Origin of the sequence: Flagellimonas profundi, assembly GCF_017313275.1 — a bacterium.
GTDB classification, from domain to species: domain Bacteria; phylum Bacteroidota; class Bacteroidia; order Flavobacteriales; family Flavobacteriaceae; genus Flagellimonas; species Flagellimonas profundi.
Genome location: NZ_JAFLNM010000005.1, coordinates 139,302 through 151,768 on the forward strand (window position 1 = coordinate 139,302; position 12,467 = coordinate 151,768).

At 41.0% G+C, this 12,467-nt stretch carries 11 protein-coding genes; 3 read left to right on the top strand and 8 right to left on the bottom strand.

Annotated elements, in window-relative coordinates:
- From rplB to rpsL, 8 genes are all read right to left on the bottom strand, one after another.
- The gene (gene rplB, locus J0654_RS17150; RefSeq protein WP_207030340.1) at positions 1-825 is read right to left on the bottom strand and encodes a 50S ribosomal protein L2; all 825 of its coding nucleotides are present in this window, start codon (positions 823-825) and stop codon (positions 1-3) included.
- Positions 826-834: 9 nt separating this feature from the next.
- Complete coding sequence (rplW, locus tag J0654_RS17155; RefSeq protein ID WP_207030341.1) at positions 835-1,125, bottom strand: 50S ribosomal protein L23; 291 nt, start codon at positions 1,123-1,125, stop codon at positions 835-837.
- 7 nt (positions 1,126-1,132) lie between these two features.
- Positions 1,133-1,762 (bottom strand): 50S ribosomal protein L4, encoded by a 630-nt coding sequence (gene rplD / locus J0654_RS17160; RefSeq protein ID WP_207030342.1) that lies wholly within the window; start codon positions 1,760-1,762, stop codon positions 1,133-1,135.
- Positions 1,762-2,385: a 50S ribosomal protein L3 gene (gene rplC / locus J0654_RS17165; protein WP_207030343.1), complete on the bottom strand. Its 624-nt coding sequence runs from the start codon at positions 2,383-2,385 to the stop codon at positions 1,762-1,764. Before rplC ends, rplD begins: the two co-directional genes overlap by 1 nt.
- 164 nt (positions 2,386-2,549) lie before the next feature.
- Positions 2,550-2,855 (bottom strand): 30S ribosomal protein S10, encoded by a 306-nt coding sequence (gene rpsJ / locus J0654_RS17170; protein WP_014032013.1) that lies wholly within the window; start codon positions 2,853-2,855, stop codon positions 2,550-2,552.
- Positions 2,856-2,867: 12 nt separating this feature from the next.
- Entirely contained in the window at positions 2,868-4,994 is a 2,127-nt protein-coding gene (gene fusA / locus J0654_RS17175) for an elongation factor G (RefSeq protein WP_207030344.1), read from the bottom strand.
- A gap of 8 nt (positions 4,995-5,002) precedes the next feature.
- A complete protein-coding gene (rpsG, locus tag J0654_RS17180; RefSeq protein WP_127138686.1) occupies positions 5,003-5,479 on the bottom strand; it encodes a 30S ribosomal protein S7 in 477 nt (158 codons plus the stop codon).
- Between the two features lie 19 nt (positions 5,480-5,498).
- A complete protein-coding gene (gene rpsL, locus J0654_RS17185; RefSeq protein ID WP_014032016.1) occupies positions 5,499-5,873 on the bottom strand; it encodes a 30S ribosomal protein S12 in 375 nt (124 codons plus the stop codon).
- A gap of 537 nt (positions 5,874-6,410) precedes the next feature.
- Here rpsL and J0654_RS17190 point away from each other — a divergent pair.
- The 3 genes from J0654_RS17190 to J0654_RS17200 all read left to right on the top strand — a co-directional run bounded on the left by J0654_RS17190 (position 6,411) and on the right by J0654_RS17200 (position 12,367).
- A complete protein-coding gene (locus J0654_RS17190; protein WP_207030345.1) occupies positions 6,411-9,653 on the top strand; it encodes a SusC/RagA family TonB-linked outer membrane protein in 3,243 nt (1,080 codons plus the stop codon).
- Between the two features lie 102 nt (positions 9,654-9,755).
- A complete protein-coding gene (locus tag J0654_RS17195) occupies positions 9,756-11,399 on the top strand; it encodes a SusD/RagB family nutrient-binding outer membrane lipoprotein (protein ID WP_237686041.1) in 1,644 nt (547 codons plus the stop codon).
- Positions 11,400-11,455: 56 nt separating this feature from the next.
- Positions 11,456-12,367: a hypothetical protein gene (locus J0654_RS17200; protein ID WP_207030347.1), complete on the top strand. Its 912-nt coding sequence runs from the start codon at positions 11,456-11,458 to the stop codon at positions 12,365-12,367.
- The last annotated feature ends 100 nt before the right edge of the window (positions 12,368-12,467 follow it).

Genomic DNA, 12,467 nt, shown 5'->3' on the forward strand with positions numbered 1-12,467 from the left:
TTATTTCTTTCTACGTTCTATGATATATCTATTGGTGTCCTTAGTTCTAGAACGAGTTCTAAATCCTTTGGCAGGAATACCGTTCTTAGATCTTGGATGACCTCCTGAAGCTCTACCTTCACCACCTCCCATTGGGTGATCGACAGGGTTCATAGCTACAGGTCTAGTTCTTGGTCTTCTACCCAACCATCTGCTTCTACCGGCTTTACCGGAAACAAGCAATTGGTGGTCGGAGTTGGAAACTGCACCTACGGTAGCCAAACAAGTGGCCAAAACCATTCTAGTTTCACCAGAAGGCAATTTCAAGGTCACGAACTTACCATCCTTCGCCATTAACTGCGCAAAAGTTCCGGCACTACGCGCCATAATCGCACCCTGACCAGGTCTCAACTCTATACAAGACACAATTGTACCCAAAGGAATCTCGCTCAATGGAAGCGCGTTTCCAATTTCAGGAGCGGAACCAGAACCAGACTTGACGGTCTGTCCTACCTGCAATCCGTTTTGGGCAACCACATATCTTTTTTCACCGTCCTTGTACTCTACCAAGGCGATAAATGCAGTTCTATTGGGATCATACTGAATTGAAACCACAGTGGCCTCAACTCCTTGCTTATCCCTTTTGAAATCGATGATTCGATATCTTCTTTTATGACCACCACCTTTGTGGCGCATGGTCATTTTTCCTTGACTGTTCCTACCACCTGTCTTTTTTATCGGAGCAAGCAAGCTTTTCTCCGGCTTATCAGTAGTAATCGCGTCAAATCCGTTTACTACTCTAAAACGCTGACCAGGGGTTATCGGTTTTAATTTTCTAACTGACATTTCTCGTCTTTATAGATTACTGTAAAAATCAATAATATCACCTTCAGCTACATCTACAATCGCTTTTTTCATTGCGTTTGTTTTACCGTGCTGAATTCCGGTTTTTGTATAACGACTCTTACGCGTTGGACCATAGTTCATGGTTCTCACCTTTTCAACAGAAACACCATAAGTAGCCTCTACCGCCTCCTTGATTTCCAACTTGTTAGCAGCTGGATTTACAAAGAATCCATAGCGATTGAAAAGCTCGCTGTCAGCGGTCATTTTTTCCGTAATTATCGGTCTTATCAACACACTCATGATACTTCTATTTCTTTAGGTTCGATTCAATTCCTTCCAAAGCGCTTTCGGTCAATACTAAACTCGTTGCGTTAACAATTTTGTAAGTATTTAATTCTGAGCCTGTTACAACTTCGGAGCGTTCCAAATTACGCGACGACAAATATACGTTATTATTTGTATCGCCCAACACAATAAGGGACTTTTTATTTTCTATTCCCAAGGAAGACAAGAAATTAACGAAGTCCTTGGTTTTTGGAGCTTCAAAATTGAGGTCTTCAACAACCACTATAGATTTGTCTTTGGACTTCATGCTCAAGGCAGATTTTCTTGCCAATCGCTTCATGTTCTTGTTCAACTTTTGAGTATAATCTTTTGGTCTTGGACCAAAGATCCTACCACCACCTCTAAAAATGGGTGACTTGATACTACCGGCCCTTGCAGTACCGGTACCTTTTTGCTTTTTGATTTTTCTGGTACTACCAGCTATCTCCGCCCTTTCTTTGGCTTTGTGAGTACCTTGCCTTTGATGGGCCAAATACTGCTTAACATCCAAATAAATAGCATGCTCGTTAGGCTCTATCGCGAAAACATCATCGGAAAGCTCTACTTTCCTACCTGTTTCTTTTCCATTGATATCTAAAACTGCTACCTTCATTATTGCCACCTTTGAATAGTTACGTATGAATTTTTATGGCCAGGCACACATCCTTTTACTACCAAAAGATTTTTCTCTGGAACCACTTTCAATACTCTTAAGTTTTGTACAGTAACTCTGTCACCACCCATTCTTCCGGCCATACGAAGACCTTTTACAACTTTGGATGGATACGATGCAGCACCAATGGAACCAGGAGCTCTCAATCTGTTGTGCTGACCGTGAGTTGCTTGTCCAACTCCACCGAAACCATGGCGCTTAACAACACCCTGGAATCCTTTTCCTTTTGATGTACCAACTACATCAACAAATTCTCCTTCTACAAACAAATCAACACCTACGGTATCTCCTAATTTGTATTCACCTTCAAACCCTTGGAACTCAACGACTTTCTTTTTAGGAGAAGTACCTGCTTTTTTGTAGTGGCCTGTTTCGGCCTTGTTAGCACGTTTTTCTGCCTTGTCATCGAAACCTAGTTGAAGGGCTTTGTACCCGTCTACCTCTTCGGTTCTGACTTGGGTAACCACGCATGGCCCAGCTTCCAATACGGTACATGGAACGTTTTTTCCATTCTCGTCGAAAATGCTGGTCATACCGATTTTCTTACCTATTAACCCAGACATATTTAATTAATTAACAATTATTTACTTTTTATAACTCTCGCCAACTTCTTGGCAAAAAAATTGGGTCAAGAAAATATTCTGTTCTGACCCAGATTTTTTTCTTTCTCCGTTTTTCCCGAACCGTCGTTCGGGACATGTTGCTCCCACCTAGGGCAGAAACATTATCAGACTTTGATCTCAACCTCAACCCCGCTTGGAAGCTCAAGCTTCATAAGCGCATCGATGGTTTTGGATGAGGAGCTGTATATATCCAACAATCTCTTGTAAGAGCTCAATTGGAACTGCTCTCTCGATTTTTTGTTCACGTGGGGTGAACGCAAAACCGTAAATATCTTTTTACGCGTTGGCAATGGGATTGGTCCAGTTACCACCGCACCAGTTGTTTTTACTGTCTTCACGATCTTCTCAGCAGATTTGTCCACCAAATTGTGATCGTAAGATTTCAATTTTATTCTAATTTTTTGACTCATCTTGCTGAAAAATTAAGCGGTTACTCCTTTAGCTGCTTTAATAACTTCCTCCGCAATATTCGAAGGAGTATCGGCATAGTGTGAAAATTCCATTGTGGATGTTGCCCTACCAGAAGATAAAGTTCTCAAGGCAGTTACATAACCGAACATCTCGGATAGTGGCACTTCAGCTTTAACAACTTTAGCGCCCGCTCTATCTGACATACTGTTAACCTGACCTCTTCTTCGGTTCAAGTCACCTACAATATCACCCATGTTTTCTTCCGGGGTAAGAACTTCCAACTTCATGATTGGCTCCATAATTACCGCTTTAGCTTTCTTAGCAGCAACCTTGTAACCCAATTTTGCAGCTAGTTCGAAAGAAAGTTGGTCAGAATCCACAGGGTGGAAAGACCCATCTTTAAGGGTAATTTTCATAGAATCCATTTCGAAACCTGCCAAAGGACCATTTTTCATAGCCTCTTTGAATCCTTTCTCAACAGATGGAACAAATTCTTTAGGAATGTTACCTCCCTTGATCATGTTAACAAACTCAAGACCGGACTTACCTTCTTCAGCAGGCTCCATGGTAAATACGATATCCGCAAATTTACCACGACCACCAGTTTGTTTCTTATAAGTCTCTCTGTGATCAGCTGTTCCAGTGATAGCTTCTTTGTACTCCACCTGGGGCTGACCCTGGGTAACATCTACTTTAAACTCACGTCTAAGACGGTCACAAATAATATCCAAGTGAAGCTCGCCCATACCGGAAATAATGGTTTGACCGGATGCCTCATCTGTTTTTACTTGAAATGTTGGATCCTCTTCGGCCAATTTTGCCAAAGCCATACCCAATTTATCCACATCAGCCTTAGTTTTAGGCTCAACTGCAATACCGATTACAGGCTCAGGGAACTGCATACTTTCCAAAACAATTGGATGTTTTTCATCGGAAAGGGTATCTCCTGTTTTGATATCCTTAAATCCTACGGCAGCACCAATATCACCAGCCTCTATGTACTCAATGGCATTTTGTTTATTGGAGTGCATTTGATAGATACGTGAAATACGCTCTTTGTTTCCAGAACGATTGTTCAGTACATAAGAACCTGCATCCAAACGACCTGAGTACGCTCTAAAGAATGCCAAACGACCTACGAAAGGATCGGTTGCGATCTTAAAGGCCAATGCAGCAAAAGGTTCTTTTGGATCTGGTTTTCTTCTTTCTTCTTTCTCTGTATTCGGGTTGACACCTACGATATCATCCTTATCCAAAGGTGAAGGCAAGTAGCGACAAACAGCATCCAACAAGAACTGAACTCCTTTGTTTTTAAAGGAAGAACCGCAGATCATTGGAATGATCGCCCTATCCATAACTGCTGCACGCAATGCGGCATGCACTTCTTCTTCAGTGATGGAATCCTCATCCTCAAAGAATTTCTCCATCAACTCTTCATCATACTCAGCAACAGCTTCGATCAAGGCAGCTCTGTACTCCTTAACCTCATCTTTCATTTCTGAAGGTATATCAACTACATCAAATGTAGAACCGAAGTTTTCCTCGTGCCAAACAACAGCTCTGTTTTTGGCCAAGTCAACAATACCTCTAAAATCAGCTTCATCACCAATTGGCAATACAATCGGCACAGCGTTGGAACCCAACATTTCGCGAACCTGCTTGCACACAGCCAAGAAGTTTGAACCTTGACGATCCATCTTGTTCACAAAACCAATCCTTGGAACTTTATAATTATCGGCCAGCCTCCAGTTGGTTTCTGATTGAGGCTCAACACCATCAACAGCACTGAACAAGAATACTAATCCATCCAACACACGAAGGGAACGGTTTACCTCAACCGTAAAGTCAACGTGTCCGGGGGTGTCTATAATATTAAAGTGATAATCTTTTGTGTCAGGTAATGTTTGCGCATTCTCCATTGGAAACTTCCATGTACAAGTTGTTGCAGCAGAGGTAATGGTAATACCACGCTCTTGCTCTTGCTCCATCCAGTCCATGGTAGCGGCACCATCGTGCACCTCACCAATTTTGTGGCTCACACCTGTATAGAAAAGAATACGTTCTGTAGTAGTTGTCTTTCCAGCATCAATGTGAGCTGCAATACCTATATTCCTTGTATATTTTAAATCTCTTCCCATTATATTGTTTAGAATCTAAAGTGTGAGAACGCTTTATTGGCCTCAGCCATTTTGTGTGTATCTACTCTTTTCTTAACTGCCGCACCTTCTTCCTTGGCCGCCGCTAAAATTTCAGCTGCCAATTTTTGTGCCATGGATTTCTCGTTACGCTTTCTTGAAAAGCTGATCAACCACTTCATGGCAGTGGATATTTTTCTATCCGGACGAATCTGCATAGGAATCTGGAATGTCGCACCACCTACTCTTCTACTACGAACCTCTACGTGTGGCATAACATTGGAAAGAGCATCTTTCCATAATTCCAATCCTGTTTTTTCTTCGTCGGTGTTTTTCTCGTCTACGATTGCAATTGCATCATAAAAAATCTTGAATGCAACTGACTTTTTACCGTCCCACATCATCATGTTCACAAAACGTGTAACAAGTTGATCGTTAAATTTTGGATCCGGTAATAACGGTCTCTTTTTTGCCTGCTTTTTTCTCATCGCTTCTTCTTAAAAATGATTAATTTTTAGGACGCTTTGCACCATACTTAGATCGTCGTTGCGTTCTTCCTGCAACACCCGCGGTATCCAAAGCACCGCGAACGATATGGTATCGCACACCAGGCAAATCCTTTACTCTCCCGCCTCTAACCAATACTATCGAGTGCTCTTGGAGATTGTGACCTTCACCAGGGATGTATGCATTCACCTCTTTACCATTGGTCAACCTTACCCTTGCAACTTTACGCATTGCAGAGTTTGGTTTCTTTGGCGTAGTAGTGTAAACACGTGTACAAACACCCCTTCTTTGAGGACACGAATCCAAAGCAGCCGATTTACTCTTCTTGGTAATTGTGGCCCTTCCTTTTCGTACTAATTGTGAAATTGTTGGCATTAAATTTCTTTTAAAAACTAAATAACCCTCTTTTTGAGGGCTGCAAATGTAGTGATTATTCCCAATAATTCAAATCCAAGCCAATTAAATTTACAGTAGAACCAAAAAAAGTTTAAGCACCCTTTTCGAATAACCAAAATAAAACCAAAAAAGACTTGCCAAACACACACAACGGCCGAAATAAAAAATGAATGAAATTATGGTGTATATATTAAGGTATATATACAATATTGGATTTCGCCCCTTCTTAACAACCAAGGGCACCTCAAAAAAAAACCCTTTAGAATTCACAAAAATCCACAAGTCTTCAAAATTTTTACCGGAGCAACAAAATACCCGTGGCTTTTGAGGGGCGGCGCGGCTTAATTTGCATTTAGAAGAATTATCCCCCCTTTAAATTATGTAGTTGTTAATGATTTTTTAAGTTTTTGCAGTTATCACATTTACGATGGCATTCTTAAAGATTTTATAAAATTAGTTTGGATTATTAACACGAAATTATGATTTTAGCGATCAGCTAATTCAAATAATTTAACAATGAGAACAAAACTTAATGGATTGTTAACGCTATTATTGGCGTTTGTTGTGCATATATCCTATGCGCAAGACAAGACGATTACAGGTACAGTTACGGATGCCGATGGCCTCCCGCTGCCTGGGGTCAACATTGTCGTTGAAGGGACCACATCGGGTACCCAAACAGATTTTGATGGAAATTACGCCATCAGCGCAAGTGAGGGGCAGACATTGCTTTTTACCTACATCGGGCAGAAACCGGCCACGAGAGTAGTTGGCGCCGGCAGCGTAATCAATGTACAAATGTCAGAAGACGCTCAAGCTCTTGAAGAGGTGGTGGTGACCGCCCAAGGTATTAAGAGAGAGAAAAAAGCACTGGGTTACGCCACAACTTCTGTTGGCTCCGAAGCTTTGGAAGAGCGTGCGGAAGGTGATGTTGCCAGGGTGCTTTCAGGAAAAGCCGCCGGTGTAAACATTACTTCTGCAGGTGGTGCCTCCGGATCAGCTACCAACGTAGTGATCAGGGGCTTGAACTCATTTAGTGGTAATAACCAGGCTTTGTTTATTGTTGATGGTGTTCCTTTCAGTAACGATACCAACCAACAGGGAAGCTTTATATCTGGTAACACTGGTAGTTCAAGATTCTTGGACCTTGACCCTAACAATATTGAAAGCATTGAAGTATTGAAAGGTCTTTCTGCTGCGACCTTGTATGGTACGCAGGGAAGAAACGGTGTTATTTTGATTACCACAAAATCCGGTTCCTCAACTACTGGACCTAAAAAGACTGAAATCACAGTTTCACAATCTTTCTTTGCGAACGATATTGCTTCCATGCCAAATTATCAACAACAATATGGTAATGGTTTTGACCAATCTTTTGGATGGTTCTTCAGTAACTGGGGTCCAAGTTTCGATAAAGATGGTACAGCAGGTTGGGGTGCTCAATCAGCGATTGATGATAATGGTACGTTAGCACACCCTTACTCTACAGCTTCTTCAGCTACAGGTATTCCACAAGCATTCCCAGAATTTGATGGTGCTCGTTACGATTGGAAACCATACAACTCAGTGGAAAACTTCTTTAGAACTGGTAGAACATTGAGTACCAACATTAACATTTCCGGTTCAAGTGAAGACGGTAAAACCGCTTTTAATGCCAACGTTGGTTATTTTAATGATGTTGGTTTTACACCAGGAAATAAATTTGATAGGGTAAACATCTCTTTAGGTGGTGTTTCCGAATTAAGCAACAAATTCACCATTCGTGGTACAATGAACTACGCTAGGTCAAATGTATTTACTCCTCCAATTGCATCCAGTAGGGGTAACGGTACTGATGGTCTTTCTGTATATGGTAACGTATTTTTTACTCCTTTGAGTGTTGACTTAATGGGCTTGCCATTTGAAAACCCAATTGACGGTTCCAGTGTATACTATCGTCAGAACAACAGTATCATCAACCCTAGGTGGACTGCAAAAAATGTTGTTTACAACCAATTTACAAACCGTTTTTTCTGGAATTTATCTGCTAATTATGCTTTATCAGAAAACTTGGATTTGAACTGGAGAACCGGTTTGGATTTCTACAACGAACGTAACAACAACAGTTCCAATAAAGGTGGTGTTGCATTTAACTCTGCTATTTTTGGATTCTTAGATACCTATGACAATAACAATACCATTTGGGACCACTTTGTTTCCATAAATGGTAATTATGATATTTCTGATAAACTTGGACTTAGCTTTACTGCTGGGGCAACAGCTAGATCGGATTCTTATGACAGAAATGGTGTGTCAAGTACAGGTCAAATCGTATTTGGTGTTAAAAGACATTTCAACTACCAGAATCAGTTGCCAATACAATTTTCAAGAAAAAGAAACATTGTTGGTCTTTTAGGTCAAGCAACCTTGGATTATGATGATTTCTTATTCTTGAACGTAAGTGCACGTAAAGACTGGGTATCCAACTTCCAGAGTGCAAACAATAGTATTACGTATCCAGGAGCTAGTTTGTCGTTCCTACCAACAAACGCGTTCCCTGAACTTAGGTCGGAAAATGGGTTGAACTTTTTAAAGATTAGAGCAAGTTATGGTACTTCCGCTAACTTTGACACTAATTCTGCTTACCCAACTGTTGGTTTTACAGAGCAAAACACGCAGGTATTCAACGATCAACTTTCTGGAACATCCATAACAACCAACCAGGTTGCCAACTTTAGAGCAAATCCTGATTTGAAACCAGAGCTTTTAGAAGAAGTAGAGGTTGGATTTGAATCTAAGTTTTGGAAGAACAGAGTTTCTTTGGACTTTACTTATTTCTTTAAAACAACCAACGACTTGATCGTTCAAGAGCCATTGGCACCTTCAACAGGATTTACTTTAACTCAAAGTAATATTGGTGCTATAGAAAATAAAGGTATTGAGGCTGATTTAGGAATTGACATTTTTAACGGTCAGGATTTCTCTTGGAATTCAAGAATCAACTTCTTTACCAATGACGTTATTGTTACTGAGCAAGAGCAGGATCAGATTTTCTATTCTGGTTCCATCCCCGCAGGAGGTGGATTGTTTAGAGGTGGTAACGTAGCACAAGAAGGAAAATCATTGGGTTCTATCTACGGAACAGCTATTCAACGTGATGACAATGGTAATTTCATAGTCAACAGTGCTGGTAGTTACCAAGTAGCTGAGCAAGATGAAAATGGATTGGCTCCAATCGTTGGAGATGCTATCGCAGATTATTCCATGAACTTCATCAACACGCTTCGTTACAAAAACCTGAGTTTAAATGTTCAGGTAAACCATACCAAGGGTGGTGACATTCTTTCTAGTACCATTGCAACGTTATTGGGTAGAGGTCTTATTGTTGAAACCCAAGATAGATTAGGTACTTATATTTTGCCAGGTGTTAAGGCAGATGGCTCACCTAACAATACGCAGATCAACAACTCTACGTATTACTTTACCAACTTGTTGTTTGGACCAACTGAAACCAGAATTTACGATGCTTCGGTTATTCGCTTGCAAGAAGTTTCATTGGCATATAGCCTACCTTCTAAATTTTTGGATAAAACGCCATTCGGACAATTGACATTCACTGTACAAGGATTTAACTTGTGGTATGATGCTTACAATACTCCAGATGGTGCTAATTTTGACCCTAACGTACAAGGTGTTGGTGTAGGTAATGGACAAGGATTTGATTTCTTGAACGGTCCAAGTGCAAGGAGATATGGATTTAGCGTTAAAGCATCCTTCTAATAAAAATTGTTAAATACGATTAAGATTATGAAAAATATATTTAAACATATTACATTGGTCTTATTAGCGGGCATAACTTTTACAGCCTGCGAAACGACCGATTTGGACTTGACAATAAGCCCAAACGAACTGTCTCCGACACAGTCGGACCCCAATTTGCTGCTTAATGCAATGCAATTGGCGTACATTTCCAACCAAGATGATTTTGGGGACGTAGCTGCTCAATTGACCCGTATTGAGTACTTTGGCTCCAGAAATTATTTTAACGGACTTTCAGGTACTACGTTAAATTCTGTGTGGGCAAGAACCTACAGTTCTGACTTTAACATACCTGGTACAGGTGTTGACGTAGGTCTTTTAACAAACCTGCAAGCCCTTGAAGCCATTGATGCCGAAACGGATGTGGATTATTCTTTTCACATTGGCATAGGTAAAATAATGTATGCGCATTCATTATTTCAATTAGCGGATATGATAGGTGCTGCTGCATTTTCTGAAGCTGGTAATCCAGCTGAGTTTCCTGCTCCGACTTTAGATAGCGGCGAAGAGGTATATGCTGCAGCATTTAGACTTTTGAACGAGGCCGAAGCGCTACTTGCTTCCGGACCGGGTGTTCAAGGAGCTACGGATATGTTTTATGACGGGGATACATCCAAATGGATAAAAGCCCTTAATTCTATCAGATTACGTTCCTATAAGAACACTGGAAACAAAGCGGCTTTTGATGCCATCGTTGCTTCTGGGGATTATATTACTTCTTCTGATGATGACTTACAATTCAGATATGGGGTAAGTGAACTACAACCTAGTGACCGTCACCCAGATTACGAAGCAAGTTATACTCCAACTGGTGTGGGGCCATATAGATCAAACTGGCTCATGAATTTGATGCTACAGAATGATGATCCTAGAATCAGATATTACTTTTATCGTCAAGCTAATGGTACTCCAGGAGCTATCGACGTTAATGGTAACGAGGTACCACCAAACGAAGAAACAATCTCTTGTTCTTTATTCGTTCCTCCAGCACACTACGCAGGATATGTTTACTGCAGTGTAGACAATGGGTACTGGGGTAGATCCCATGGTAATGATGAAGGTGGACCACCGGATGGTTTCTTAAAAACCGCTCCTGGTGTTTACCCTGCAGCTGGACGTTTTGATGATAGCCAATTTAGCGATACAGATGCCGTAACTGGCGTGCTTTTGGCACCTGGTGTTGGTCTTGGTCAAGGTGGCGGCGGTGCCGGTATTGAACCAATTATCCTGTCTTCTTATGTAGACTTCTGGATTGGTGAAATGGCCACATCGGATGCCGAAAAAGCGGATGCACTTGAGGCTGGTTTAACCAAGTCGATTGCAAAAGTTCAGAGCTTTGGTGCCTTGGACGGTTCTGCAGACTTATCTTTTGAACCAACTGAAACTGAAGTTGAGGATTATATTGCTGACATTGTTGACGCTTTCAACAGCGCAACCGGTGATGACAAAGAGAATATTTTTGCTGAGCAATATTTCACAACTTTGTACGGTGGTGGTTTTGAATCTTATAACTATTACAGGAAAACCGGATTCCCTACGACTGTAGCTCCTAACTGGGAACCAGATCCAGGACCGTTCCCTAGAACGTTATTATTACCACAAAACGAAGTGTTGAACAATCCAAACCTTGAGCAGAGGTCAGATTTGACTACTCAGGTGTTTTGGGATAACAATCCAGCTAGTCCATCATTTCCACCAGCTAACTAAAATTTTTTAGAAAAATGAAGAAAACTAATTTTATAAATAAAGTCTTTTTAGCTGGTATGGTAGCAATACTATTCGCAGCTTGTGAAGATAGCGACAAAGTAATTGACCAAATTGTGGCAGAAGAAACAAGGGGGTCCATACTTAGAACTATCGAAGTTACAGAGAACACAATTGACTATGACGTTACAACCAGCACTCTGTTAGGTGGAGGGTTTGGCGCCACTGTTGAAGTTCAAGATCAGGAAAATGGGGATTTACTCCAATCTCTTGATGTGTATTTAGGATATAATGACAATACCTCGGACAAAGGTAATTCCACGATTGGAGATACCGAGGTACTAGTTCAGTCATTCTCTTTAAGTGATGGAACCATCGGACCAAATGGTTTGCCTAGGTTTACCTATGCGGCAACTGCTGAAGAAATGCAGTCTGCCTTAGGTTTAACAGGTGATGAGATTTTTGGTGGTGATGCATTCACAATCAGATTTGAAATTGTAAGAACCGATGGAAGGGTTTATTCTGCTGCAGATAACTCAGGAACATTGACTGGTTCTTACTTTAACTCACCTTTTGAGTACACTTCTGTTTTGGTATGTGGACCTAAACCAACTCAAGCCGGAACCTGGACCATTGATATGCAAGATGCATTCGGCGATGGTTGGCAGCCAACAACTGCAGACGGTGGAGGTCCTGGTATCATCATCACATTAAGTGATGGTACCGTATATGAAATAGGACTTTGTACCCCTTACGAAGACCCAGGATACGATTGTACCTCTGGTGATAGTGAAGGAACTGCATTTTTTGAAGTTCCTCCAGGCCAAACAGCAGCAGCTGAAATTGATTTCCAAGGTGATTTTTGGGGAGAGATTTCCTTCCAAATCTATACGCCTGCAGGCAACATGGTTGCTAGCGTAGGTACTGGTACTGCAGCTGGTCTTATTGAAATAGACTATTGCGCAGACTAATCACATAAGATTAGTTCATCTTATTCGATGATTAATTATATAATTGTCGAAAATAAAATTAAGGGGTTGCACACTGCAACCCCTTTCTTAATAATATTAC